The 24,899-nt window shown below is 65.5% G+C and carries 22 protein-coding genes; 17 read left to right on the forward strand and 5 right to left on the reverse strand.

Features of this window, described 5'->3' with window-relative positions:
* Positions 1–77: 77 nt before the first annotated feature.
* Positions 78–827 carry a DUF899 domain-containing protein gene (locus JN279_RS16650; RefSeq protein ID WP_096448082.1) on the reverse strand — a complete coding sequence of 250 codons (750 nt, stop codon included), beginning with the start codon at positions 825–827 and terminating at the stop codon, positions 78–80.
* A gap of 366 nt (positions 828–1,193) precedes the next feature.
* Here JN279_RS16650 and JN279_RS16655 point away from each other — a divergent pair, with 366 nt between their 5' ends.
* From JN279_RS16655 to JN279_RS16665, 3 genes are all read left to right on the forward strand, one after another.
* Positions 1,194–2,414, forward strand: coding sequence for a helix-turn-helix domain-containing protein (locus tag JN279_RS16655; RefSeq protein WP_202353390.1), 1,221 nt, complete (start codon positions 1,194–1,196; stop codon positions 2,412–2,414).
* 36 nt (positions 2,415–2,450) lie between these two features.
* On the forward strand, positions 2,451–3,083 hold the full coding sequence (locus tag JN279_RS16660; protein WP_202353391.1) for a Vgb family protein: 633 nt from the start codon (positions 2,451–2,453) through the stop codon (positions 3,081–3,083).
* 143 nt (positions 3,084–3,226) lie between these two features.
* Entirely contained in the window at positions 3,227–4,057 is an 831-nt protein-coding gene (locus JN279_RS16665) for an aldo/keto reductase (protein WP_202353392.1), read from the forward strand.
* A gap of 28 nt (positions 4,058–4,085) precedes the next feature.
* Here JN279_RS16665 and JN279_RS16670 read toward each other — a convergent pair whose 3' ends face one another.
* The gene (locus tag JN279_RS16670; protein ID WP_096448074.1) at positions 4,086–4,394 is read right to left on the reverse strand and encodes a hypothetical protein; all 309 of its coding nucleotides are present in this window, start codon (positions 4,392–4,394) and stop codon (positions 4,086–4,088) included.
* Between the two features lie 174 nt (positions 4,395–4,568).
* On the opposite strand from JN279_RS16670, the gene JN279_RS16675 reads away from it, so the two are divergent.
* Positions 4,569–5,210, forward strand: coding sequence for a glutathione S-transferase family protein (locus JN279_RS16675; RefSeq protein ID WP_096457564.1), 642 nt, complete (start codon positions 4,569–4,571; stop codon positions 5,208–5,210).
* Between the two features lie 78 nt (positions 5,211–5,288).
* Here the strand turns inward: JN279_RS16675 and JN279_RS16680 are convergent, their stop codons facing one another.
* Positions 5,289–7,862 (reverse strand): caspase family protein, encoded by a 2,574-nt coding sequence (locus tag JN279_RS16680; RefSeq protein WP_096448072.1) that lies wholly within the window; start codon positions 7,860–7,862, stop codon positions 5,289–5,291.
* Between the two features lie 385 nt (positions 7,863–8,247).
* Here JN279_RS16680 and JN279_RS16685 point away from each other — a divergent pair, with 385 nt between their 5' ends.
* On the forward strand, positions 8,248–9,750 hold the full coding sequence (locus JN279_RS16685; protein WP_096448070.1) for an ATP-binding protein: 1,503 nt from the start codon (positions 8,248–8,250) through the stop codon (positions 9,748–9,750).
* A 26-nt stretch (positions 9,751–9,776) separates the two neighbouring features.
* Here JN279_RS16685 and JN279_RS38250 read toward each other — a convergent pair whose 3' ends face one another.
* Positions 9,777–10,166 carry a MucR family transcriptional regulator gene (locus JN279_RS38250; protein ID WP_244734736.1) on the reverse strand — a complete coding sequence of 130 codons (390 nt, stop codon included), beginning with the start codon at positions 10,164–10,166 and terminating at the stop codon, positions 9,777–9,779.
* A 400-nt stretch (positions 10,167–10,566) separates the two neighbouring features.
* On the opposite strand from JN279_RS38250, the gene JN279_RS16695 reads away from it, so the two are divergent.
* The 4 genes from JN279_RS16695 (at position 10,567) to JN279_RS16710 (ending at position 15,500) form a co-directional block, all read left to right on the forward strand.
* The gene (locus JN279_RS16695) at positions 10,567–11,436 is read left to right on the forward strand and encodes a DUF6502 family protein (RefSeq protein ID WP_096448066.1); all 870 of its coding nucleotides are present in this window, start codon (positions 10,567–10,569) and stop codon (positions 11,434–11,436) included.
* The gene (locus tag JN279_RS16700; protein WP_096448064.1) at positions 11,433–12,506 is read left to right on the forward strand and encodes a DUF5666 domain-containing protein; all 1,074 of its coding nucleotides are present in this window, start codon (positions 11,433–11,435) and stop codon (positions 12,504–12,506) included. Before JN279_RS16695 ends, JN279_RS16700 begins: the two co-directional genes overlap by 4 nt.
* 655 nt (positions 12,507–13,161) lie before the next feature.
* Positions 13,162–14,676: a glycosyltransferase gene (locus tag JN279_RS16705; protein ID WP_202353393.1), complete on the forward strand. Its 1,515-nt coding sequence runs from the start codon at positions 13,162–13,164 to the stop codon at positions 14,674–14,676.
* Complete coding sequence (locus JN279_RS16710) at positions 14,676–15,500, forward strand: hypothetical protein (RefSeq protein WP_202353394.1); 825 nt, start codon at positions 14,676–14,678, stop codon at positions 15,498–15,500. The genes JN279_RS16705 and JN279_RS16710 overlap by 1 nt, the downstream gene beginning before the upstream one ends.
* Before the next feature lie 71 nt (positions 15,501–15,571).
* On the opposite strand, the gene JN279_RS16715 is transcribed toward JN279_RS16710, so the two are convergent.
* Positions 15,572–16,294 (reverse strand): GntR family transcriptional regulator, encoded by a 723-nt coding sequence (locus JN279_RS16715; protein WP_202353395.1) that lies wholly within the window; start codon positions 16,292–16,294, stop codon positions 15,572–15,574.
* Positions 16,295–16,567: 273 nt separating this feature from the next.
* Between JN279_RS16715 and JN279_RS16720 the strand changes: the two genes are divergently transcribed.
* The 8 genes from JN279_RS16720 to atzF are packed head-to-tail and all read left to right on the forward strand — an operon-like array spanning position 16,568 to position 24,893.
* Positions 16,568–17,695 carry a BMP family ABC transporter substrate-binding protein gene (locus tag JN279_RS16720; RefSeq protein WP_183461399.1) on the forward strand — a complete coding sequence of 376 codons (1,128 nt, stop codon included), beginning with the start codon at positions 16,568–16,570 and terminating at the stop codon, positions 17,693–17,695.
* Positions 17,696–17,714: 19 nt separating this feature from the next.
* Positions 17,715–18,857, forward strand: a complete 1,143-nt coding sequence (locus JN279_RS16725; protein ID WP_202353396.1) for an ABC transporter permease — start codon at positions 17,715–17,717, stop codon at positions 18,855–18,857.
* On the forward strand, positions 18,857–19,783 hold the full coding sequence (locus JN279_RS16730) for an ABC transporter permease (protein ID WP_202353397.1): 927 nt from the start codon (positions 18,857–18,859) through the stop codon (positions 19,781–19,783). Before JN279_RS16725 ends, JN279_RS16730 begins: the two co-directional genes overlap by 1 nt.
* Before the next feature lie 28 nt (positions 19,784–19,811).
* Positions 19,812–20,513, forward strand: coding sequence for a biuret amidohydrolase (gene biuH / locus JN279_RS16735; protein ID WP_202353398.1), 702 nt, complete (start codon positions 19,812–19,814; stop codon positions 20,511–20,513).
* Positions 20,514–20,523: 10 nt separating this feature from the next.
* Positions 20,524–22,047, forward strand: coding sequence for an ABC transporter ATP-binding protein (locus JN279_RS16740; RefSeq protein ID WP_202353399.1), 1,524 nt, complete (start codon positions 20,524–20,526; stop codon positions 22,045–22,047).
* On the forward strand, positions 22,047–22,715 hold the full coding sequence (locus JN279_RS16745) for a cysteine hydrolase family protein (protein ID WP_096448046.1): 669 nt from the start codon (positions 22,047–22,049) through the stop codon (positions 22,713–22,715). The genes JN279_RS16740 and JN279_RS16745 overlap by 1 nt, the downstream gene beginning before the upstream one ends.
* Positions 22,708–23,058: a cupin domain-containing protein gene (locus JN279_RS16750; protein ID WP_202353400.1), complete on the forward strand. Its 351-nt coding sequence runs from the start codon at positions 22,708–22,710 to the stop codon at positions 23,056–23,058. The genes JN279_RS16745 and JN279_RS16750 overlap by 8 nt, the downstream gene beginning before the upstream one ends.
* Positions 23,055–24,893, forward strand: a complete 1,839-nt coding sequence (gene atzF, locus JN279_RS16755) for an allophanate hydrolase (protein ID WP_202353401.1) — start codon at positions 23,055–23,057, stop codon at positions 24,891–24,893. The genes JN279_RS16750 and atzF overlap by 4 nt, the downstream gene beginning before the upstream one ends.
* Positions 24,894–24,899 lie beyond the last annotated feature (6 nt).

Consider the following 24,899-nt stretch of genomic DNA (forward strand, 5'->3'; position numbering starts at 1 on the left):
GGGCGAGCCACGCGTCTCGCCCGTCCTTCGGACCCCCCACTTTCGTGGGGCGAGGAACCCAAGTTGGACAGCCGTTCCTACTCAGCTTTATCCCTGAACGCGGCTTCGCCGGCGGCGGCCACTTCGGCCCATTTCTTGTCGGCCCCGGCTTCATAATTGTCGTGCCAGTTCCACCAGCTGTAGAGCGGGGTCTGCGGGTAGCCTTCGGGCGAGTCCTCCCAGACCTCCTGGCGGCCGAGCGGGGTGGCGTCGAGATAGCTCCAGACCGTACCCATCGCCTCGTCGCCGCGGCTGTTGATGAAATAGGTGCGGAAGATGCGGTCGCCGTCATGGATGAAGACGTTGTGGCCGTGCCATTCGTCGACGCCGAAATCCTTGTCGAAGCTGTCGGTGATCGTGTACCAGGGCATCGCCCAGCCCATCCGTGTCTTCAGCCGCGCAATATCGGCCTGCGGCGCACGCGAGGCGTAGGCGAGCGTGGTGTTGCGGGCGTTGAGATGGGCGAGGTGGCCGACCTGGTCGGCGCCGAGCGAGCAGCCGCGGCAGGCATGATCGGGCCAGCCATAGACGCCCGGTTCGAAGAAGGCGCGGTAGACGATCAGCTGGCGGCGGCCTTCGAACAGGTCGAGCAGGCTTGCCTTGCCGTTCGGGCCTTCGAACACATAGGCCTTGTCCACTTCCATCCACGGCATGCGCCGGCGTTCGGCGGCGAGCGCGTCCTTGGCGCGCAGCGTCGCCTTTTCCTTCACCAGCATCTTTTCGCGCGCGGCGTCCCATTCCTGCCTGGAAACGATCGGCGGGGTCTGCATCGTCATGTGCTTGGTCATTGGTCTTCTCCTTTGCCAGTGGTGCCGTCGCGGGCCACCTGGGAATCCAGGCTAGAGCGGTGAAGCGGGGTGGGGTGAGTTACATCTGCGACGGGATTTGCATCCTCCGGCCCGGCGCAGCAGGGATGGCGGGGCCGTGCGGTGTGTTCGAGATTGTCGGTTGCAGGCATTTTCAACTACCTCTAATGAGATGCTTAATATGAATACCTGAGATGCTCAGGCTAGCGAGTGCCGGAATTGGCGTCAATCGTGTGTTCTCAGCCAGATGGCTAGGTCTCCCTCGGCTCGATGCGGCTTGCTGGCCGGCAATGGTGATTTAAGTTAGGGCGGTGCGGGGGTGGGAGTTACAAGTGTGACGGGATTTGAATGGACTCGCTGATCACGGCGGCGGCGCTGGCGCTGGCGGCGGGCGATCCGCTCGGCGCGCTCGACCGCGTCGCCTTGCGCGAGGATGCGCCGGCGCTGGCGCTGCGCGGCATAGCCATGGCGCAGCTCGGCGATTTCGACCGCGCCAAGCTGCTCTTACGGCGAGCGGCCCGCGCGTTCAGCCCGAAAGAGGCCGTCGCGCGCGCCAGATGCGTCGTCGCCGAGGCCGAGATCGCGCTGGTCTCGCGTGACCTGGGCTGGCCGGCCAAGGCGCTCGACGCGGCGCGCACGACGCTGGAAAAGCATGGCGACCGGCTGAACGCGGCGCATGCCGGCCACCTCAAGGTGCGACGCCTGCTGCTGATCGGTCGTCTCGACGAGGCCGAGCATGTGCTGGCCGGGCTCGACCCGACACCGCTGCCGCCGGCCGCTAGGGCCGCGCATGAACTCGCCGTCGCCGGCATCGCCATGCGGCGACTCCGAACCCGGCCGGCGCGGGCGGCACTGGAATGGGCACGCAACGCCGCCCGGCAGGCGGGTATTCCAGGCCTGATGGCGGAGGTCGCCACCGCATCGCTGGCGCTGGAAACGCCGGCGGCGCGGCTGATCACGCAAGGTGCTGAGCGGCCGCTGCTGCTCGAAGAGGTCGAGGCGCTGCAGGGGTCGCCGGCGCTGGTCGTCGACGCGTTTCGCTACGCCGTGCGTGCCGGCGACAGCACGGTCTCGCTGGCGAGCCGGCCGGTGCTGTTCGCACTGGCGCGGGCACTCGCTGAAGCCTGGCCCGGCGATGTCTCGCGGGAGGAACTCGTGGCGCGCGCCTTTGGCGGCAAGCATGCCGATGAATCGCACCGTGCCCGCTTGCGCGTCGAGATCGGCCGGCTGCGCGCCGAGCTTGCCGCGCTGGCCGACATCAGCGCCACCAAGCGCGGCTTTACGCTGGCGCCGCGCCAGGCGCGCGCGGTGATGGTGCTGGCGCGGCCGATCGAGGAGCGCCATGCGGCGGTGCTGGCCTTGCTCGCCGACGGCGAGGCCTGGTCGAGTTCGGCGCTCGCGCTGGCGCTCGGAACCGGCCAGCGCAGCGTGCAGCGGGCGCTCGAGCCGCTTGCCGAGGCCGGCAAGGTGCAGTCTTTCGGCCATGGCCGGGCGCGCCGTTGGATGACGCCGCCGGTGGCCGGATTCACGACCACCTTGTTACTCCCGGCGCCGCTGGCAACTGGTTAGGAATGGATCATTCCACCATCACACGAGGATCAAGACATGAAACATTCACCGGCCGAAATCCTGCGCGAATACGGACCTTTCCCCGGGATCGAACGAATCCATGGGGTGAGCTTCGACGGCGAGAATGTCTGGTTTGCCTCTGGCGACAGGCTGAATGCCTTCGATCCGCAAAGCGGGCAGAAACTGCGTTCGATCGATGTCGCCGCACATGCCGGCACCGCCTATGACGGCCGGTATTTTTACCAGCTCGCCGATGATCGCATCCAGAAGATCGATCCCGATACCGGCGCGGTGGTCTCCACCATCCCGGCGCCCGGCGGCGGCCGCGATTCCGGGCTGACCTGGGCCGAAGGCACGCTCTGGGTGGGGCAATACCGGGAGCGCAAGATCCACCAGATCGATCCCGAGACCGGAAAGATCCTGCGCAGCATCGAATCCAGCCGCTTCGTCACCGGGGTGACCTGGGTGGATGGCGAGCTGTGGCACGCCACCTGGGAAGGCGACGAGAGCGATCTGCGCCGCGTCGACCCGAAAACCGGCAAGCTCCTGGAGACGCTCGACATGCCGGCTGGCATCGGCATTTCGGGGCTGGAATCCGATGGCGGCGACCGCCTCTATTGCGGCAGCACGTCAACCGGAGTGGTGCGGGCGGTGCGCCGGCCGAAATGAACCGGTTCCCCTGACGCAGACATCAGGGCTGCGAAGTTCGAGCCTCGCGAATTTGTCCACGGCGACTGGTCGTCGTCCCAGCGCGTGCCTAGATAGGCTGCGTTGGGCGACCGCCCGGACATCTCTTCGCAAAGGACCCGACCATGCCCGCACAGATCACGCTGAATGACGGCGCCACCATTCCCCAGCTTGGCCTTGGCGTGTGGCAGGTCGATCACGACATCACCGCCCAAGTTGTGGGCTGGGCGATCAAGGCCGGCTACCGGCTGATCGACACGGCCGAAGGCTACCAGAACGAGGAGGGCGTCGGCGAGGCGATCCGTGCAGCCGATGTGCCGAGACGCGAGCTGTTCATCACCTCGAAACTGCGCAACGGCGCCCACCAGCGTGACGCGGCGCTGCGCGCTTTCGACGAGACGATGGAAAAACTCGGCGTCGAGCAGATCGACCTGTTCCTGATTCACTGGCCGGTGCCCAGCCGGGACAGATATGTCGAGGCCTGGAAGACCCTCATCGAGCTCAAGCAGGCCGGCCGTATCAAGTCGATCGGCGTTTCGAATTTCAACAGGGACCATCTGGAACGCATCATCGGCGAGACCGGCGTGGTTCCGGTGGCCAACCAGATCGAGCTGCATCCGCGTTTCCAGCAGCGCGCGCTCAGGGAATTTCACGCCCGGCACAACATCCATACGGAAAGCTGGAGCCCGCTGGGCAGCGGCCGGCTGCTCAGCGACCCGACGATCGCGGGCATTGCCGGGAAGCACGGCAAGTCGGCGGCGCAGACGATCATCCGCTGGCACCTGCAGCAAGGGCTGATCGTCATCCCGAAATCGGTCCGCCAGGACCGCATCGCGGCCAATTTCGACGTCTTCGACTTCGAACTGGACGCGCAGGATTTGGAGACGATCGCGGGCATGGATTCGGCTACCGGCCGCGACGGCCCGAACCCGGCCACGGCGGCGTTTTTGTTTTGAAGATTAGATCGGAAGGCGCGCGCGGCCGCTAAATCCCAGACCCATCCAGCTGCTGCGCGTCGTCGCCCTCCCACGGCGCCGGCATCGAGCCGCCGCGGCTGAGATTGGCCGAGGGCAGGGGCATCCAGCATTTCAGCTCCGGTTCGGCATATTCGACGACGCGGCCGGGTGAGGAATCCGACGCCCGCCAGCCTTCGCCGGCGAACTGGTCGCCGCGCGCCCAGTAGGCGAGGTCGACTTCCGCCGGCCCTTGCTCGGAGGGACGGACCGTGACCAGGATCCGGCTGCCGTCCTTGGGCGCTGTCGACATGTGGCGCCACCGTTCGGGCTCGTCCATCGCAATTCCTCCTGCCTTGGTGCGAGATGAAGTGTCGCCTCGCCATCGATGGTGGTCAACCCACACTTTGTCGGATTAGATCGGCCACCTCCGTCCTAGGTCTGGCGATGTTCGCCAGGACAGGGAGAGGCATCTATGCGTGACAAGGTCGAGCCAATGCCGGCTGGAAGCGAAATGAAACTGTACTTCAGCCGCAATCCCAATCCGCGCCTGGCGGTCGCGGTGGCACGCCATCTCGAGGCGCAGGTGACCTTCGAATTTGCGTCACCCTTCGCGCCGGGGCAAGCGGAGCGATTCCGACCGCTCAATCCCAACCTTTCCCTCCCCATACTGGCGTGGCCGGGCGGCAGTCTTTGGGAAGCGGACGCCATAGCCTGCCGGCTGTCGCGCGACGTCGGATCGGATTTCTGGCGCACCGGCCATGACGAACCCGACATGATCCGCTGGCTGAGCTGGGGCAAGGAGAATTTTGCGCGGGCCTGCGACATGGTGCATTTCGAGCGCGGCACCAAGCAGCGTTATCACTTGGGCCCAATCGATCATCTTCTGGTCGAGGAGGGGCTGAAGCTGTTCCACACGACGGCGGCAATCCTGGAAGCAGCGCTTGGCAACCGGCAATGGCTGGTCGGAGATCGGGTCTCCTATGCCGATTTCCGCATGGCGACGTTCCTGCCCTTCAACGAAGTCGCCGGCCTGCCGCTCGAGGATTATTCCGCGCTCATCCGCTGGTATCGCCAGCTCGAAGCCATCGACGCCTGGCGCGACCCTTTCGAGGGGCTGGATGCGCCGCATCTGCCGCCGGTGACGCCTGCCTGAGACACGGCGCCAAAGCGGCGACCAAGCTGATGCGAAGCCAGAGGCTACGCCCGGCCGATATCGGAACATCGTCCAGGTTTATTTCGCCAGGGCAAGCTGCTGGTCCACCAGGCCGAGTTCCTTCTCGTAGAAACCTTCGAAGCCTGGGGAATAATGCTGCTCGCGAAAAATGTCGCGGGCGGCGGTGAAGGCGTCGCGGGCCGCAAGCAAGCTGGCCTTGTCATGGGTCTTTGTGCCGATGGCGAGCAGGATTTCGCCGCGTACCGAATGGGTCTTGCCCCAGATGACCGGCGATTTTTCGCGCGTCAATTCCGTTAGAGCGAGGTCCATCTGCTCCAGCGCCTTGCGGTAGCGCGGCACACTGTTTTCGGCGTCGCCCATGAAGCGATAGGCGCGGCCCTGATTGTAGGTGATGGTCGCCCAGGTGAATGGGTCCTGCCTGCGGGTGATCACCTCATGCGCCTGGTCGAGGGCGGCAAGCGCCTGGGTGAAGCAGTCCGGGCATTTGCCGCGCTGGCCAAGCGACAGCAGCACGGCGCCGAGATTGTTCTGCGTGTTGGCCCAGTCGACCGGCTGGGTCTGGCGGGTGCGCACCTCCAGCACATCCTGGAAGGCGGCCCGCGATGCCTCCAGTTTCTCCGTGCCGCCCTCGATCTCGCCGAGTCTCTGCAAGGCGACGGCCAGGTTGGCCAGCGCCATCGCCCATTGCACCGGTACCTTGTCGCGCGTCCACACGGAGAGGGCGCCGTGGAAGGCATCGATCGCCGCCGCGTAGCTCTTCCTGGCATCGCCGGAGTCGCCAAGCGCGGTGAATTCATTGCCGATGTTGTTCTGCAGCCCGGCCCATTCATCGGGATTGGTCTTCTTCGTGTAGACCTTCGTTGCCTGGCGGAAGGCATCCATGGCCTTGGCGTAATAGACCGTGCCGCCGGCGCGCTGTCCCATCAGGTCATAGGCGTTGCCGAGATTGATCAGCACGGTGGCCCATATTGCCGGCGTGCGCTTGCGGGTGAAGGTTTTTAGCGCGTCCTCATAGACCTTGATCGCCTGCTCGACGCGCGCCGTGCCGTTTTCGCGCGCGGCCAGCGCTGTCAGCGTGACGCCTTCGTTGATGGCGACGCCGGCCGGGCCGCCGGTGAAGACGGTGACCCCGGGCAGGAGCTTTGCCGCTTCGTAGACGTCGACCGCCTGCGACAGCGCGGCGTTCTCGCCCTTGATCATGCCCTGATCGGTCAGCGCGTCGCCCTCGAAGATCTTGTAGATGAAGGCGGTCTTCGGATCCCAGCGCTCGGCCTGGCGGAAGGCGTCCTCGTAGCGCTCTGCTGCTGTGCGATAGTCGAAATTCAGGATCGCCGTGCGGGCATGGTCGGCAAAAGTATCAGCCAGCTCCAGCCGCCGCTGCCCGATATCGGCCTCTGCCTCATCGAGTTGCTTGTCGATCACCTCGGCGCGAGCGCTCGCCTTGGCGCGGAAGGTCAGCGCCAGCTGGATGGCGCCTTCCGATTGCGCGCGGTCGGCAAGGCCGGAAAGCCGAATCAATTCCGGATCCTGCCGGGTTTCGGTATCGTGGCGGTCGAGGATCTCACGCAACTTCTGCGCGCCTGCGGCGAGCTGCGCCCGCAAATCGGCGGGACCGGCCGACGTGTCGACCTGCAAGGCACCGAGCATGCCGTAGAGCTGGTCGAGCGGCACCTCATTTTGCGCCGCCACCGTTTCGACCATCGAGCGCTGCTCGGCGGGCGTGGCGGCGATGGTCAGCAAGAGCTTGCGCCGTGCGGAACGGATCGAGGCCTCGTCGCTGCCGGTCTCTTCCGGTGCCTGGCCGAAATAGAGCAGGCGCCGCAGGCTGGCGTTCGTCCAGGGCAATTGCCGGCCGCCGGTCTTCACGTAGACTTCCTCGGTGACCATTGTCATGACATCGCCGAAGGCGAAACCGCCAGCCGCGAGATGTTTCAAAAGGGCCGCGGCATACGGACTGTTGCCGCCGGGCTCGCCGTCCAGCGCCGCACGTCCAGGCGCGGCGGCAAAGCCGATGACCTCGCCCAGACTTTGCGGCGCATCGGCAGCATCGGCGAGGGCTGCGACACCCCGAGCGAGATCGAGCCCGGCGGCGGCCAACGGTGCCGGGCCTGATGGGGCGTTCAGCGTCGCGTCAGGCGGAAACGGGTTGGAGCGGCAGGCGTCGAGCAGCACGATCGCCACCGGCACGCTGGCCTTGAGTTCAGCCAGCAGAGTGGAGACCGGAACCAGCCGGTTCGCCGGATCGGCAAGCGAGGAGGCGTCGGCTTCGACCGGCGCCAGGTAGTTCTCGCCGCCGGCCTCGATGCCGTGGCCGGAATAGTAGAGCAGGGCGACGTCGGCGCCGGCCGCGTCCTCGACGAAATGCTTGAGGCCGCGCCCTAGGCGAGGCCCGTCGCCATCGGGAATGGAGCTGACCTCGAAGCCGAGGCTGGTCAAAAGCTGGGCGACGGCGCGCGCATCGTTGGCCGGGTTGGGAAGCGCGGGCAGGGAACGGTATTGCGATTCACCGATGACCAGCGCCACGCCGCGCAACGGCCTGGCGTCATCGGCCCGTGCCGGCCATGCCAGCACGACGGCCTGCAGCGCCAGCAGCAATGCAGCGCAAAAAGCAAAGCGATGCCAACCCGCCATGCATAACCCCGATAAGCCCGCCCCATGCTAACCGGCCTAAAGTGGCGGCTCAATGACGAATGGGGTTTGCCTACTGGCGGAAAAACTGACGACCGGCGCATACACAAAGGAAACTTGAAGACGCCGGCCGCCATTTGGGGCGTTGGGGTGCATCTCGTTGGGGCGCGATGCAAGGTCAGGCTACGCGGATGCCGGACGCCTTCAATCGAAACGCCGGCTCATGGTGAACAGGTGGTTACTATCCACAGGCCGGCGATCACGCTTATGGCCCTTGGTCGTCCCTCACACCTGTGTGCAACACCCTATGGCGGGCCATCGGTGCTCGACGGGCAGCACCTGGGTTGCTAAGCCCCATGCTGCGCAGGAGACCTTTTTGAGTCGAGACATGACCGTTGCGATCGAGATGGGACACACCACGGCGGGCGCCCCAGCGAACCTCGATCTCGAGGAGCTGCTGGCGACCCGCCTTCTGGTGCAGGGCAATTCGGGCTCCGGCAAGTCGCATCTGTTGCGCCGCCTGCTGGAGCAGAGCGCGCCCTGGGTGCAGCAGACCATCATCGACCCCGAAGGCGACTTCGTCTCGCTCGGCGAGCGTTACGGCCATCTGGTGATCGATGCAGAGGAGCATACCGAGCGCGGCCTGCAGGCGGCCGGCGAGCGGGCGCGTATCCATCGCGTCTCCACCGTGCTCAACCTCGAAGGGCTCGACGCCGAAAACCAGATGCGGCGCGCCGCCGCCTTCCTCGGCGGGCTGTTCGAGGTTGCCCGCGACCATTGGTATCCGATGCTGGTGGTGGTGGACGAGGCGCAGCTGTTCGCGCCGGCGGTGGCAGGCGAGGTTTCGGACGAGGCGCGCAAGCTCTCGCTTGGCGCCATGACCAATCTGATGTGCCGTGGCCGCAAACGGGGGCTCGCCGGCATCATCGCCACGCAGCGGCTGGCCAAGCTCGCCAAGAATGTCGCGGCGGAAGCCTCCAATTTCCTCATGGGCCGCACCTTCCTCGACATCGACATGGCGCGCGCCGCCGATCTGCTCGGCATGGAGCGGCGCCAGGCGGAAGCATTTCGCGATCTGGAGCGCGGGCAGTTCATGGCGCTGGGGCCGGCGCTGTCACGGCGGCCGCTGGGGCTGCGCATCGGCCCGACCGACACCAGCCCGCGCAACGGCACGCCGCGGCTGATGGCGATGCCGGAATCAGCCCTTGAGGACGCACGCGCGATCATCCTGGCCGCGCCTCCGCCCGAGACGGTGCGCACGCCGCGCCGGGTGGCGTCACCAGACCTGCTCGACCAGCTGATGGCGGCGAAATCGGCGGCGCTGGAAATCCGCCCCGAACCGGCGGAGCCGCAAATCAGCGCCGAGGATCTGGCCGAGCGGCGCGAGCGGGTCGACCGCGTGCTGCGCGCCATCCTGGCGCAGCCCGATGCGGGTTTTCGCGTCATCGGCGTGCTTTACCAGGAATTCGTCGTGCGCTGCCGCATCGAGGGCCTCGCCTCTGTGGTGCCGGACCTCGCCGAATTCCGCCGCATGCTGACGCGCGCCCGCGCCGGCCTTGGCTCCGAGACGACGCAGGATGACGCGTGGCGCGACGTATCCGTGCGCGCCTCGCTGCTGCCCGACGACATGCAGGGCGTGTTCATGATGATCGCGCGGGCGGCCAAGGAAGGCTGGCCGTGCCCGAGCGACGCCGCGATCGCGCGCGCCTATGGCTCGCACTCGCTGCGCCGCGCCCGGCGTCTCCTGACCTATATCGAGGAGCAAGGCCTGATCGTCTGCCAGCTCGACGGCACGGGAAAGCGCACCGTGACGCTGGTCGAACTCGCCTGGGCCACGGCGCCCGGCGACCCCAATGCCGAGGAGGCGGAGCAGGGGAGCCTGGCGCTGTGAGGGCGGCGCGCGCCGCCTCCGGCCGCCTATTTTGATTTGCGGCCTAGCCCCATGGATTTGGCGAGTTTCGAGCGGGTCGCGGAATAGTTTGGCGCCACCATCGGGTAGTTGGAAGGCAGGTTCCACTTCTTGCGATACTGGTCCGGCGTCAGGCCATAGTTCGCCTCGATATGCCGTTTCAGCGATTTGAAACGCTTGCCGTCCTCCAGGCAGATGATGAAATCGGGGGTGACGGATTTCTTCACGGGGACGGCATATCGGATCTCGTCTGGGCCACCATCGGCAGCGCCATCCGAAATATTGCGAATCGACGCGTGGATTTTCCCGATGAAGTCAGGCAGTTCGGCGGCGGGAATCGGGTTGTTCGAGACATAGGACGAGACAATATCGGCGGCTATCAAAATAACGGGATCGATATGCTTTCCATTTCCGGCGTATGTGCTGGCACCGCCGGTGACTTCACCAGGTGTTTCTTCGAAAATTCCTCCGGCCCGGACTATGGTTGGTCTGACATAAGGCTTCTTCAAAAGGCTTCTCCTTGACGAGCATGGGCTGGCGGTTGCAGCTGCCGGACCATAGTTGTGGGAAAATTTCACACGTGTCAACTGGCGTGAAACTCGCCCCGGGATGATTTCGGCCAAGTCGAAGCATCGTTCCCCGTCTGGATGCGGCCAACCGGAACTGACGCAACAGAAGGGCCGCCGATGTCGCTTCTTTGGCGGGTGCCCTTGTGGAAGCATTTCCCACAAGCTATTTTCGGCAGGAATTTCCGAGGGATGGATGACCGATTTCACGATTGGCAAGTGAAGGACGACGATGAGCAAATCGGCGGGACAATATCTGGATGCCGCAGGGGTCCAGAACGCGTTGAACCGGGTTCTTCGCCCTTTGGTGCGGCTTGCCATCAAATGTGGCGTAACCTTTCCGGCCTTCGTCGATCTGCTGCGCCAGCTCTACGTCAATGTGGCGGAGCATGAATTCGCCTTGCCGGACAAGCAGCAGACCGACTCCAGGGTCAGCCTGCTGACGGGTGTCCACCGGAAGGAAGTCAGCCGGCTGAGAGGGGCGGGCGCTCCGGTGCGGGTGGTGCCCGATGCCGTTTCCAGGACGAGCGCCATCGTCGCGCGCTGGCTCGCCGATCCGCAGTTCGTCGACGCCAAGGGCGTGCCGTTACCGCTGGCGCGGACAAGCGAGGCGGGAGAGCCGTCCTTTGCCGGCCTGGTGGAATCGGTGACCCGCGATCTCAGGCCACGCGCGGTTCTCGACGACTGGCTCGACCGGAAGCTGGTCGAAATCGACGGCAAGGACCGGATCGTGCTGATGGAAGGGGCAATGGTGCCGCGCGGCGACGGCGAGGTCCGGCTCTACTATTTTGCCCGCAATCTCGGGGATCACGCGGCGGCCTCGGTCGACAACGTCCTGGCCGACGCGCCGCCCTTCCTCGAGCGCGCCGTCCACTATGACGGGCTGTCGGAAGAGCTGGCCAGGTCGCTCGAGGCCTACAGCCGCGAGATCGCGGTCGAAACGCTGCTGCGCCTGAACAAATACGCAAACCAGGCCATTCAAAGCGATCCAGGCGGCACCAGCCGGTGGAACTGGGGTGTCTATATCCTCACCTCCGACGGCACGTCGCTGGTTGCCGAGGAAAAGCCTGAAAACAAGGGTGCCGGCGGAGAGACGGCATGAGCGGGAGACCGACCAGACGGGATTTCCTAACGCTCGCAGCCGCCGTGCCGGCGGTGTTATTCAGTCTGCTTGCGCGGGCGACCGAACCGTCGAAAGACCAGGGCATTGGCGGCACCGGCTGGACGGCAGGGACCGACGGCGACCAGGGCATCGGCGGCACCGGCATCGTCGGAACGATCCAGCGCTTCGGCAGCATTTTCGTCAACGGCGTGCGGGTTCAGTACCAGCCCGACGTGCCGGTCTGGATCGACGGCGTCCGCCTCGCCCCGGACAGCCTCAAGATCGGGCATGTCGTGCGCGTCGCGGTGGTGCAACAGGCCGATCGCATCGTGACCTCAGCCATCCATGTCACCAGTGAGGTGGTCGGACCGGTCGAGCGCAAGACCGCCGGCTCGATGCGGGTGCTGGGACAGCAGGTCGACACCAGCCAGCTAGCGGAGGGATTGACGGTCGGGGTAGGCGATATCGTGGCCGTCCACGGCATTCGCCGGCCCGACGGGAAAATCGTCGCCAGCCTGGTGGAGGCCAGGCCGCACCAGCAGACCTATCAGCTTCGCGGCCTGGCGGTGGTGCGCTCAGGTGCGTTGCAGGTCGGGCAGCTCAAGATCGGCCCCGGATCGTCGCCGCTGGCAAATCGGCGCGTTCAGCTGACCCTCACCAAGGCCAAGGGCGGATACAAAGTGGTGCATCTGGAAGCGGAAGCGCCGGTGCCGCAGGCCAATGTCGCCGATGTTCTTTACGAGACGTTTTTGCAGCGCCGCGGACAGCGGCTGGAATCGGGTCTTGGCGTCGCCGTCGACAATCAGAACGGCGATGAGAAATCGACTGGTGTCGTCAGGGCATTTATCGAGGTCGGGTTCGATCGCGAGGGCAATATTGTGTCGGCGTCGCGTGGTCGCGGTGCCGGCGGGCCAAACCGCTCCGGCATGCCCGGGCCCAAGTCACCCGGTCTGCCTGGTCAGCCTCCTGGGCCGGGCGGGCCGGACGCGCCCGGCGGTGGTCCGGGCGGCCCCGGTGGGCCGGGTGGACCTGGCGGTCCCGGTGGGCCTGGTGGACCTGGCGGGCCTTAGAGCCTTCATCGTTTCCCGGAAGCCGCGCATCGCGTCGTCATCCCTGGGCGAAGCAGGAGCGCAGTTCCGTCGCGAAGACCCTGGGATCCATTCCGTGACCTTAGCCGTGGCGTGCAGCGGAGCAGAATTCTGCACCGTGGCGAGGCTTCGAAGTCGCGGCATGGATCCTGGGGGCTGCGCCGCGTCGCTGCGCTCCTTACTCCGCCCCAGGATGACGAAGCGATTGATGTGCCAGCGTGTGGAGGGAGCGGTAATCCGGCCGGTCCGTCCTTTGCGATAGACGGGACCGGCCGGCACAGCCGTACGGGGCTCGTTGGGTAGGGGTATGAGCTTTTTTGGTACGGCTGCTTTCCGCGGACCATGCGGGGGGCGGACGGTCCGCTGAATCCTATGGAATGTCTTGGCTTCCTTTCCTCTTACAGTCGCTGACTGACTCAATGTGTGGGAAAATAACCCACAAGTCAACCGCGCGTACTTGACGTGGGTAAATTTCCCACGTAGATAGATTGGCACTCCCGGGAAAGCCATTTGCGAAGCCTCCGGGGCCTCGATCGGAACAAAGGCAAACGATCCGAAAGGATGCGGCTTTGACCGCCACGGATTTTGTTGCCTCCGGATTGATTGATTTCGGTGAAGCAACCTCAGAGGTAAGCCATTGAAAAAACTGTATATTGATGCGTCCCTGCCGTTTCGCTGGGGGCCGCATCCGCCAGTGGGCATCCCGCGCGTCGAAACGGCGCTCATTCGCCAGGCGCTTCGATGGAAGGGCTCGCCGGTCGGCTTCTTCATCGTCGACGCATGGGGGCAGGGTCAGAGGCTCGATGAAACCGAACTTCGCTATCTGAAGCGGCTTGTCGACGGTGATCTGCCGCAGCCGGTTGGCGGCGAGGGCAGCTCGTATCTGGCGCGGCTGTGGAAAGTGCTGTCGATCATGCGGGAGGCGCCCTTCGCCTGCGGGCGCGAGTTCGATCGCGTGGCGGCGATCTTCCTCTCGGGTTCCGAGAAGCGGCGCGGGCTCAAGTTCCAACTGTCCAAGACGGCCATCCGGCTTTTCAAGATCGTGAAGTCGGCGCTCCGCCCAAGCAGGCTCGATACCGGAGATCCGCTGAAAGACGAAAACGTCATCTGCTTTCTGTCCAGTGCGAGCGTGCACGAGTTCGCCGCCAAGAAGCTCACGGGAAAAGCCAAAAGCGGCATCTTCACCTTGATGCACGACCTCATTCCGATCGACTTCCCGCAATTCGTCGGTCCGCATCACGCGCGCGGTTTTGTCCGCAACACGGCATGGCAGCTGGAAAATGCGCAGCTGCTCGTCTGCGTGTCGAAATACACCGCCGACAGGGTGAAGTGTCATGCGAAAGCCTCCGGCCTGCGCCGGATTCCCCAGGTCGCGGTTGCATCGCCCGGCGCCTTCCTGAGGGAAAGCGTCACCGACCGGGAGATGTCCGTCGTAAAGCAAAACCGGAACCGCAAATTCGTCCTCTACTGCTCGACGATCGAGATCCGGAAAAACCACATCCTTCTGCTCAAGGTCTGGCACCGGCTTTTGCCGCTGCTGGGAGAGCGGCTGCCGACGCTCGTGCTGTGCGGCCGATGGGGCTGGATGTATGAGGAACTCACCGCCTTCATGGCGCAGCATCCGGAGCTTGCCGAGCATGTCCAGTTCCGCCCCAATCTCAGCGACCGGGAATTGGCGGAACTCTACCGGGATGCTGAATTCAGCGTCTATCCTTCCGCGGTCGAAGGCTGGGGGCTGGGGGCGGCCGAGTGCCTGGATTTCGGGCTGCCGGTGCTGATTTCGGACGCGCCGTCGCTGACGGAGGCGACGCAAGGGCTGATGCCGACTATTCCCGCGCACGACGTTGAAGCCTGGTGCGCCGCGGTCACCAAGGCCTGCACCGATCCGGTCTGGCTGGCGGAGTTGCGCCACACCATCACGACGCGATACCGCCCGATCCGCGAGCGCGCGTTTTTCGCGACCATTGTCGACCATGTCGCGGCTATTGACCATGTCGCGGAAGTCGACCATGCCGCAGAACTTGACCCCGTCGCAGAGACCGCTTCAGACGATCCGACGCCCAGGATTTACGGGCCGCATCCGGTGCTGGCCGGGCCGGCCAGACAGGCCGGCGCATTGGTAGCCGATCAACCCGTTTTTCGCAGGGCGTAATGGGAAGCATCGTGAACATGTCGACGCTCGGCGGAGCGCGGGAGCGGCCCGGCATTGATGCCGTCCGGGTGATGGGGACGCCGCGATCCGGCACCAATCTCGCCAAGCATCTCATCGAACGTTACCTCGAAATCCCGGTCGTCTTCGATCAGGGATTCTGGAAACACGGAATCTTCCCGGCGCTCATGAGCGGGCGCGAGGTCGACCATGGGGGCTTGCCCATTGTCGTCATGAGCAAGGATCCGGTCACACAGATCCTGTCATGGTTCCGCCTTGCCAGGAACGACACGATTTTCAAGCCGAACGGGAATCTCGGCTCGTTCCTCGAGCAACCGTTCGAAGTCAGGCAGGATTTCACCGAGCCCAAGCGCATGGAATACAGGTTCCGGTCGCCAGCCGATTACTGGAACCAGTTCTATTTCGCCATGGATGCGCTTCGCCGCACCGGCGCTCCGGTGCATTTCATGTGCTATGAGCAGCTCGTCTCATCCGCGGCCACGTCGCTGTATCTGATCTCTGATTTCCTGGGCTTTGCCAGGCCTTTCGACGTCCGTAGCGTGGTGGAGATTCCGCGGCACACGCTCGACGCGAGCAATGATTTCGACCAGGTTGCGGGCACGACGGGTGAGCGCACCGCGTTTGATCCCGCGCGCGCCGAGCTGGCCTCGGCGCTGGCCAGGATCGGATGGCGCAATGCGAGCACCATCCTGCGCGGCATCGACGATGACGTGCTCGATGCAACGGGACGGGCCGGCTTTCGCGAGGTATGCCGCGAGGCGGTCGGCCCAGCTGCGATGCTGAGGTCGCTGGTCGGGTTTTGGTGAGGGGGCTTGTCGCACCGGTTGTGCGACACGGCTTGGCCATGTCCCCGATGCCATTGAAGCCAGCTGGATCCTCAGCCTGAGGTGACTGGCGTCATGGTCGCGGCCTTCGGCTGGTCGCCGACGGCAAAGACGGCGCTCGCCTCGCTGACGATGGAGACGTGGTCGCGCGCGGCCTTGCCCGCGGCAGCGCCGTCGCCACGCAGGATCGCGGTGACGATGGCGTCATGCTCCTGCCAGGATTTGGCCAGCCGACCGGCCAGCCTGAACTGGGCGCGGCGGAAGGGCGCCAGCCGGCTGCGCGTCGTCGCGGTCAGCTCTTGGATGTGCGTGCTGTGGGCGCCGCGATAGAGCCGGCTGTGGAACTCGGTGTTGAAGTATTCATAGTCTTCCTCGGCACCCAGCCGCACCAGCCGCGCCGAGGCCTGGTGCTCGGTCTCGAGCGCGCGGCGCTCGCTGCCGGTCATGCGCTCGGCGCAGAAGCGCGCGCATATGCCTTCCAGCTCGGCCATGCTTTCGAACATCGACGTGAGATGTTCCTGGGTGACGACGGCGACAATAGCGCCTCTGTTGGGTCGCCGCTCGACGAGGCCCATGGCGCTGAGATGGCCGAGCGCCTCGCGCACCGGCGTGCGTGACACCTCGAAGCGGGCGGCCAGCGAAACCTCGTCGAGTTTTTCGCCCGGGCGCAGCACGCCGGTGACGATGCGGTCGCCGATCGCCCGCACCATCTGATCGACGGTCGTGCCCGACCGGATCAACCCGCGCTTTGCCGACAAATCTCGATCGCCTCCCATGCTCCGGCGTTCCGAGCCATGAAATCCTGCGGCCAGACGGCGCGATCCCGACTCAGGCCGCACCCTCTATGCCTATGTTTTAATCTGTCTGTCAAATTGGCTGTTTTCAAGGCAAAAAGTGCATGCAATTGCCTCTCGCTTGTGCATGGCGTGTTGCAACTATCATTGATTTTATTGGATAAATTTATCAATTCGAACTGGCATGGCGATTGCATGCACTTTCTTGAGAAGGCGTTAACCGACCCGGAAGGGGTCCTACAGGGGAGCATTCAGATGACCGACAGATTCATGCTTAGCCGCCGCCAATTGCTCAAGACCTCCGCCGCCGGGGCGGCATTCGGGCTTGCCTCGGCGGCCCTTCCCATCAGCAGAGCCTTTGCCGCCACCGCCACAGTCGGCTTCATCTATGTCGGGCCGAAGGACGACTATGGCTACAACCAGGCGCATGCCGAGGGGGCGGCGACACTGAAGGGCATCGAGGGCATCACCGTCGTCGAGGAGGAGAACGTGCCGGAAACGGTCGATGTCCAGAAGACGATGGAATCGATGATCAATCTCGATGGCGCCTCGCTGATCTTCCCGACCTCGTTCGGCTATTTCGACCCTCACATGCTGGCCATGTGCGCGAAATTCCCCGACGTGCAGTTCCGCCACTGCGGCGGCATGTGGGACAAGGCCAAGCATCCGATGAATGCCGGTTCCTATTTCGGCTATATCGGCATGGGCCAGTATTTGAACGGCGTCGTCGCCGGCCACACCTCGAAGACCAAGAAACTCGGCTTCGTCGCCGCCAAGCCGATCCCGCAGGTTCTGCTCAACATCAACTCCTTCCTGCTCGGCGCGCGCTCGGTCGATCCGGCCATCACCTGCCAGGTCATCTTCACCGGCGAATGGTCGCTGGCAGTGAAGGAGGCGGAGGCCACCAATGCGCTGGTCGACCAGGGCGCCGACGTCATCACCTGCCATGTCGACAGCCCGAAAGTGGTGGTCGAGACGGCGGCCGGGCGCGGCGCCTTCGTCTGCGGCTATCACGCCAACCAGAGCCCGCTGGCGCCGGAAAAATACCTGACCGGCGCCGAGTGGAACTGGGCCAAGGTCTACAAGATGTTCGTCGACGACCTCGTCGCTGGCACGCCGCTGCCCAACTTCACCCGCGGCGGCCTGGCCGACGGCTTCGTCAAGATGAGCCCACTCGGCCCCGCCGTCGGCGAGCCGGCGCGCAAGCAGTTCGACGCCACGCTGGCCGAAATGATGAAGGGTGGCTTCTCCGTCATCAAGGGGCCGCTGAAAAGCAACAAGGGCGCTGTCGTCGCCACTGCGGGCCAGGCCTTCGTCGAGACCGCCATCGAGCTCGAAAGCATGGACTATCTCGTCGAGGGCGTCGTCGGTTCGACTGCCTGATCCGAGGGGGAGCGGGGTGATGACGGATACGGTGACAGGAGCCGGCGCGCCGGCACTCTTCGGCGCCAGGGTCTATCCCTCGGCGCTGGAATGGATCGCGCGGCGGGCGGAGGCTTTCGTCATTCCGCTGGCGGCGCTGATCGTCGGCATGGCGCTGTTCAGCCTGTTCATTGCGCTCGTCGGCAAGTCGCCGGTCCTGCTCTACGAGACCATGTGGCGGGGCGGTTTCGGCTCCTGGTTCTCGATCCAGAACTCGCTGTCGCGGGCCGCACCCTTGCTGTTGGCGGCGCTGTGCGTGGCGCTGCCGGCGCGGCTTGGCCTTGTCGTCATCGGCGGCGAGGGCGCCATCGTGCTCGGCGGTGTTGCCGCCGCTGCCATAGGCGTGGCGCTGAGCGGCGCGCCTTCGCCAATCGTTATTCTTGCCATGGGCGTGGCGGGCCTGGCCGCCGGCGGCATCTGGATCGGTGCCGTCGGCGCGCTGCGCCACTACCGGGCCGTTAACGAAACCATCTCCAGCCTGCTGATGGCCTACATCGCCATCGCGCTGATGAACCAGCTGGTAGAGGGGCCGCTGCGCGACCCGGCCTCGCTCAACAAGCCGTCGACGCAGCCGCTGGCGGAGATCTACCGCATCGGCAACATACCGGGCATGGACGTGCATTGGGGGCTGGTGGTCGGCGTCGTCGCCTGCATTCTCTCCTGGGTGCTCATCGAAAAGACCCGCTGGGGTTTCGCCGCCCGCATCGCCGGCGGCAATGTGCGCGCCGCGCAGGTGCAGGGGCTGGCCGTTGGGCCGCTCATTGTCGGCTTCACCGCTCTGGCCGGCGGCTTCGCCGGGCTCGCCGGCATGCTGGAGGTCGCCGCCGTGCAAGGCAGCGCCAATGCCTCGCTCGCCGCCGGCTATGGCTACACCGGCATCCTCGTCGCCTTCCTGGCCCGCCACAATCCGCTGGCCATCATTCCGGTCGCCATCCTGCTCGGCGGCATCGACGCCTCGGGCGGGCTGATCCAGCGCCGCCTCGACCTGCCCGACGCCACCGTGCTGGTGTTGCAGGGCATGATCTTCATCGTCATCCTGTTCAGCGAAACCTTTTATGGCCGCTTCAAGGCCTTCAATCCCGATTTGTGGAAGAGGCCCGATCTCTTGAAGGGGACTGCCTGATGGACGCGACCGAGATCGGCCTCTGGGGCGTGCCGCTGGCCATTCTGGGTGGCGCCATCCGTGTGTCGACGCCCTTCATCTTCGTCTCACTGGGCGAGGCGATCACCGAGCGGTCCGGCCGCATCAATCTGGGGCTCGAAGGCACGCTCGTCTTCGGCGCCATGACAGCCTATGCGGTGGCGGTGATGACCAACTCGCCCTGGTTCGGCCTGCTCGCCGCGGCCGTCGCCGGCCTGTGCTTCGGCCTGTTCCATGGCTGGATCTGCAAATTCCCGAAAGTCAACGACATCGCCATCGGCATCGCGCTGATGCTGTTCGGCTCGGGGCTGGCCTTCTTCTTCGGCAAGCCGTTCATCAAGCCGAAGGCGCCCAATCTGCCGGCCATTCCCTTCGGCGGCTGGTCCGACATACCGCAGGTGCAGGCAGCACTCGACGTCAACGTGCTGTTCCTGATCGGGGCGGTGCTTTCGGTCATCCTATGGTGGGCCTTCCGCAACACCCGGGCCGGGCTGATCGTGCGCGTCGTCGGCGACAGTTCGGATGCGGCACGCGCCATGGGCCTCAACCCCGATACGGTGCGGCTCGCCGCCACCGGTGTCGGCGGCGCGCTGGCCGGCGTCGGCGGCGCCTATCTGTCGCTTTACTATCCCGGCAGCTGGACCGAGCGCATCTCGTCGGGCCAGGGCCTGATGGCGGTGGCGCTGGTCATCTTCGCGCGCTGGAATCCGCTCGGCTGCTTTGCCGCCGCCCTGCTGTTCGGCGGAGCGGGCGCGCTTGGTCCGGCGCTGCAATCGGTCGGCGTCACGCAGGGCTACTATTTGTTCTACGCCGCTCCCTACATCCTCACCCTTATCATCATGATCGCCACCTCATCGCCGACACGCTCGCTAGCGGGTGCGCCAGGCGAATTGTCGATCACCAAATGACTGGCACCAAATGACTGGAGTTTTGCCGATGAACGCCAGAGCCGAATTCACCCAGCACACGATCGATGCCGAGCCTTATCCGTGGCCCTACAATGGCGACCTGCGACCCGACAACACGGCGCTGATCATCATCGACATGCAGACCGATTTCTGCGGGCCGGGCGGCTATGTCGACCATATGGGCTACGATTTGTCGCTGGTGCGGGCGCCGATCGAACCGATCAAGGCGGTGCTGTCTGCGATGCGGGCCAAGGGCTACACCATCATCCACACGCGCGAGGGGCATCGTCCCGATCTCGCCGACCTGCCGGCCAACAAGCGCTGGCGCTCGCGCCGCATCAATGCCGGCATCGGCGACCCCGGCCCGTGCGGGCGCATCCTGGTACGCGGCGAGCCGGGCTGGGACATCATCCCCGACCTCTATCCGATCGAGGGCGAGCCGATCATCGACAAGCCCGGCAAGGGCTCGTTCTGCGCCACCGATCTGGAGCTGATCCTCAACCAGCGCGGCATCGAGAACATCGTGCTCACCGGCATCACCACCGATGTCTGCGTGCACACCACCATGCGCGAGGCCAATGACCGCGGCTATGAATGCATGATGCTGGAGGATTGCTGCGGCGCGACCGACTTCGGCAACCATCTGGCGGCAATCAAGATGATCAAGATGCAGGGCGGCGTCTTCGGCACGGTGTCGAACTCGAAGGCGCTCGTCGCGCAACTGCCTTGAGGGGGCCACGATGAGCGACAGGAAAGCGGTCGGCGTCGAAACCATTGGGATGACCATGCGCTTCGGCGGCTTCACGGCGCTGGACGCCGTGTCGGTGAAGGTGCCGGCGGGCTCCTTCCACGCGCTGCTCGGCGAGAACGGCGCCGGCAAGTCGACGCTGGTCAAATGCATGATGGGTTTTTATCACCCGACGTCAGGCGACATCCTCGTCGATGGCCGCGAGGTGACGATCGCCAGTCCGCGCGACGCCTCGGCGCTCGGGCTCGGCATGGTCTACCAGCACTTTACCCTCGTCCCCTCGCTGACCGGTGCGGAAAACCTCGTCATCTCGCGCGAAAAAGTTCCCGGTGTCATCGACTGGCGCAAGGAGCGCGGAGAGCTTGCCGTGTTCATGGAGCGCATGCCTTTCAAGCTGCCGCTCGACGTCAAGGTGGCGGAGCTCGCGGCCGGCGAGAAGCAGAAGCTTGAAATCATCAAGCAGCTCTATCTCGGCCGCTCCTTCCTGGTGCTGGACGAGCCGACCTCGGTGCTGACGCCGGGCGAAGCGCAGGAGGTGCTGGGGCTGGTGCGCGACATGACCAAGGCAGGCGACCTCACCGTGCTGATGATCTCGCATAAATTCCATGAAGTCACCGCCTTCGCCGACGATGTCAGCGTGCTGCGCAAGGGCAGACTGACGGGAACCGGACGCGTCGCCGATCTCGACCACAAGGCGATGGCGGCGATGATGATCGGCGACCAGCCGATCGCCGCCCTCGACAGCCGCGCGGCGCCCAGGGCCGATGCCGAGATCGTGCTCAAGGTCAAATCGCTGAAGGCGCCGGATCGCACCGGGCTGAAATCGATCCGCATCGAGGATCTCGGCGTGCGTTCGGGCGAGATCGTCGGCATCGCCGGCATTTCCGGCAATGGCCAGAAGGAGTTTCTGGAAGTGTTGGCCGGCCAGCGGCCGCGCGACGGCGGCGAGGTGCTGGTGCGCGGTTCCGCCTATGCGGCGACGCGGGCCGAGGCGCGGGCGCTCAATGTGCGGCTCATTCCCGAGGAGCCGCTGAAGAATGCCTGCGCGCCGAAAATGACGGTGGCCGAAAACATCTCCTTCCGCACCTTCGACATGGACGGCAACGGCAAGCCGGTGAGCTGGATCAACGCCAGCGCCATCCGCGCCTTCAGCGCCAGGCTGGTCGAGCAGTTCAAGGTCAAGACCGCATCGCTGTCGTCGCCCATCGCCTCGCTGTCGGGCGGCAATGTGCAGCGTGCGGTGCTGGCGCGCGAGCTGACCGGCGAGGTCGACCTGCTGATCGTCTCCAATCCCTGCTTCGGCCTCGATTTCTCGGCCGTCGCCGAAATCCGCGCCCGCATCATGAAGGCGCGCAACGCCGGTGCCGCCGTGCTGTTGATGTCGGAGGACCTCGACGAACTCCTGGAACTGTCGGACCGCATCTTCGTCATGTCGGACGGCGCGCTGGTCTACGAGACGCCGATCGCGCAAGCGAGCGTGCAGACCATCGGCGAGCATATGGCGGGACATCATTGATGGCGGAAATCGATGCGCAGCCGTTCGCCTTTGCCTTCAAGCCGCAGACGATGGCGCTGGTCGTCATCGACATGCAGCGCGATTTCGCCGAGCCCGGCGGCTTCGGCGCCAGCCTCGGCAATGATGTCAGCCGGGTTACGGCGATCGTGCCGACGGTGAAGAAATTGATCGAGGGGTTCCGCGCCGCCGGCCTGCCGGTAATCCACACGATGGAGTGCCACCGCGCCGATCTATCCGACCTGCCGCCGGCCAAGCGCAATCGCGGCAATCCGTCGATCCGCATCGGCGACGTCGGGCCGATGGGCCGCGTGCTGATATCAGGCGAACCGGGTACAGCGATCCTCGACGAACTCAAGCCGCTGCCGGGCGAGATCGTCATCGAGAAGCCGGGCAAGGGGGCCTTCTATGCGACCAGCTTCGGTGACGAACTGAAGCGGATTGGCGCACAGCAGCTGGTTTTCGCCGGCGTCACCACCGAGGTCTGCGTGCAGACGACGATGCGCGAGGCCAATGATCGCGGCTACGAATGCCTGCTCGCCGAAGACGCGACGGAAAGCTATTTTCCCGAGTTCAAGGCGGCCGCCATCGCCATGATCCGCGCCCAGGGCGCCATCGTCGGCTGGACGGCGACGACCGACCAGGTGCTGCAGGGACTTGCCGATGGCTAATCTGAGTTTTGCCGGCCTCGTCGGTGGCGGCTGGCGCGATCTGGCGTTCGAACCTTTTCGCGAGGGCATCACCGTGCACTGGCTGCTGAAGGGCGGACCGGTCGAGCCGTCGGTGGCGATCCTCGACTACCGGGCGGGCGCCGGCGTGCCGCGCCACCGCCATGTCGGACTTGAAACCATCGTCGTGCTCGAGGGCACGCAGAGCGACGAGAATGGCGACTATCCCTCCGGCAGCGTCATCCTGAATCCGGTCGGCACCGAGCATTCGGTGTGGACCAAGGACGGCTGCGTCGTGCTGATCCAGTGGGACTTGCCGGTGATCATTCTGGGGGAGGCCAAATGAGCGAGATCCGCTTCGATATCGGCAGTCTGCATGCGGCCTATGCGGCCGGCGTCAGTGTCGCCGATATGATCGACACCGTTCATGCCCGCATCGCGGCGGCGGACGATCCCGGCATCTTCATTCATCTCGCCGGCAAGGCGGAGATGCTGGCGCAGGCGCAGACGCTCGGACCGTTCGATCCGGTGGGCAAGCCGCTGTGGGGCGTGCCGTTCGCGGTCAAGGACAACATCGATGTCGCCGGCATGCCGACCACCGCCGCCTGCGCCGAATATGCCTATGTGCCCGACAAGGATGCCACCGTGGTGGCGCGGCTGAAGGCCGCCGGCGCGCTGGTGGTCGGCAAGACCAATCTCGACCAGTTCGCCACCGGCCTTGTCGGCGTGCGCACGCCCTATCCGATCCCGAGGAACGCCGTCGATGCCAGCCTGGTGCCAGGCGGCTCTTCGTCGGGGTCGGCGGTGGCGACGGCGCGCGGCATCGTCTCGTTCGCGCTCGGCACCGATACGGCCGGCTCCGGCCGCATCCCCGCCGGGCTCAACAACATTGTCGGGCTGAAGCCGACGGTCGGCGCGCTGTCGGCCGCCGGCGTGGTGCCGGCCTGCCGCACGCTCGACTGCGTCTCGGTGTTCGCGCTCACCGTCGACGACGCTTATGCGGTGTTCTCCGTCGCGGCGGCCAAGGACCCGGCCGATGCCTATTCGCGAACCGTGAAGGTGCCGGCGCTGGCCGCCCGCCCGCCTGTGCTGAGCGTCGGCGTGCCGGCGAAGGCGGACCTGCAATTCTTCGGCGATGCCTTGATGCAGACGGGCTTCGAGGTGGCGCTTGGCCTGCTGGAAAAGCTCGGCTGCCGGCTGGTCGAGATCCCGTTCGGCGATTTCTATGCCACCGCCAATCTGCTCTATGAAGGCGCCTGGGTGGCCGAACGCTATGCGGCGATCCGCGATTTCATGGACGCCAACGAAGCGGCCATGCATCCGGTGACGCGCAAGATCATTGGCGGCGCGCGCGGCCTGTCGGCGGCCGATGCGTTCAAGGGCCTCTATGCGCTGCAGGCGTACAAGGCGAAGCTCGCCCCGGTCATCGCCTCGGTCGACCTGTTCTGCGTGCCGACCGCGCCGACGCATTATGCGCTCGACGCCGTGCTCGCCGATCCGATCACCACCAACAGCCGGCTCGGCACCTACACCAATTTCGTCAATCTGCTCGACATGTGCGGCATCGCCGTGCCGACCGGCAAGCGCGACGACGGGCTGCCCATGAGCGTGACCTTGCTCGCCATGGCCGGCAGGGACTGGCTGACGGCGGCACTTGCCCGCGACATCCATGCCGCGAGCGGCCTGCCGCTCGGCGCAACCGGCTGGGCGCAGCCGGGCATTGCGCCGGCAGCGTCGTCAGCCGATGACGGGATGATCGATCTCGTGGTTGTCGGCGCGCATCTGTCGGGCATGCCGCTCAACGGCCAGCTCACCCAGCTCGGCGCGCGGTTTTCGCGCGCGGCAAAAACATCCGCCGCCTACAGGCTTTATGCGCTGGCCGGCCAGTCCGTGCCCAAGCCCGGCCTGATCCGCGTTGCCGAGGGCGGCGCCGCCGTCGAGGTCGAGGTCTGGCGGCTGTCGGCCGACGCCTTCGGCCGCTTCGTCGCCGCCATCCCGCCGCCGCTCGGCATCGGCACCGTCGAGCTCGAGGACGGCAGTTCGGCCAAGGGGTTCCTGGCCGAAACCGTTGGGCTCAGCGGTGCCTCCGACATCTCGTCCTTCGGCGGTTGGCGCCGGTTCGTCGAGTGCGGCGAGGCGGAGCAGGGCGGACAGCGAGCGAAGAGAGCGGTGCCGGCCTGAGCCGGC

Source organism: Mesorhizobium sp. 113-1-2, from assembly GCF_016756475.1.
Lineage (GTDB): Bacteria > Pseudomonadota > Alphaproteobacteria > Rhizobiales > Rhizobiaceae > Mesorhizobium > Mesorhizobium loti_C.

Bases quoted from the DNA above. Each gene is read 5' to 3' on its own strand.
- JN279_RS16710 (WP_202353394.1), top strand. From the start codon at position 14,676: ATGGGAAGCATCGTGAACATGTCGACGCTCGGCGGAGCGCGGGAGCGG.
- JN279_RS16745 (WP_096448046.1), top strand. From the start codon at position 22,047: ATGGCGGAAATCGATGCGCAGCCGTTCGCCTTTGCCTTCAAGCCGCAG.
- JN279_RS16750 (WP_202353400.1), top strand. From the start codon at position 22,708: ATGGCTAATCTGAGTTTTGCCGGCCTCGTCGGTGGCGGCTGGCGCGAT.
- JN279_RS16695 (WP_096448066.1), top strand. From the start codon at position 10,567: ATGAGCAAATCGGCGGGACAATATCTGGATGCCGCAGGGGTCCAGAAC.
- JN279_RS16700 (WP_096448064.1), top strand. From the start codon at position 11,433: ATGAGCGGGAGACCGACCAGACGGGATTTCCTAACGCTCGCAGCCGCC.
- JN279_RS16675 (WP_096457564.1), top strand. From the start codon at position 4,569: ATGAAACTGTACTTCAGCCGCAATCCCAATCCGCGCCTGGCGGTCGCG.
- JN279_RS16665 (WP_202353392.1), top strand. From the start codon at position 3,227: ATGCCCGCACAGATCACGCTGAATGACGGCGCCACCATTCCCCAGCTT.
- JN279_RS16725 (WP_202353396.1), top strand. From the start codon at position 17,715: ATGACGGATACGGTGACAGGAGCCGGCGCGCCGGCACTCTTCGGCGCC.
- JN279_RS16715 (WP_202353395.1), bottom strand. From the start codon at position 16,294: ATGGGAGGCGATCGAGATTTGTCGGCAAAGCGCGGGTTGATCCGGTCG.
- JN279_RS16670 (WP_096448074.1), bottom strand. From the start codon at position 4,394: ATGGACGAGCCCGAACGGTGGCGCCACATGTCGACAGCGCCCAAGGAC.
- JN279_RS16655 (WP_202353390.1), top strand. From the start codon at position 1,194: ATGGACTCGCTGATCACGGCGGCGGCGCTGGCGCTGGCGGCGGGCGAT.
- JN279_RS16720 (WP_183461399.1), top strand. From the start codon at position 16,568: ATGACCGACAGATTCATGCTTAGCCGCCGCCAATTGCTCAAGACCTCC.
- JN279_RS16730 (WP_202353397.1), top strand. From the start codon at position 18,857: ATGGACGCGACCGAGATCGGCCTCTGGGGCGTGCCGCTGGCCATTCTG.
- JN279_RS16660 (WP_202353391.1), top strand. From the start codon at position 2,451: ATGAAACATTCACCGGCCGAAATCCTGCGCGAATACGGACCTTTCCCC.
- biuH (WP_202353398.1), top strand. From the start codon at position 19,812: ATGAACGCCAGAGCCGAATTCACCCAGCACACGATCGATGCCGAGCCT.
- atzF (WP_202353401.1), top strand. From the start codon at position 23,055: ATGAGCGAGATCCGCTTCGATATCGGCAGTCTGCATGCGGCCTATGCG.
- JN279_RS16685 (WP_096448070.1), top strand. From the start codon at position 8,248: ATGACCGTTGCGATCGAGATGGGACACACCACGGCGGGCGCCCCAGCG.
- JN279_RS16680 (WP_096448072.1), bottom strand. From the start codon at position 7,862: ATGGCGGGTTGGCATCGCTTTGCTTTTTGCGCTGCATTGCTGCTGGCG.
- JN279_RS16650 (WP_096448082.1), bottom strand. From the start codon at position 827: ATGACCAAGCACATGACGATGCAGACCCCGCCGATCGTTTCCAGGCAG.
- JN279_RS16740 (WP_202353399.1), top strand. From the start codon at position 20,524: ATGAGCGACAGGAAAGCGGTCGGCGTCGAAACCATTGGGATGACCATG.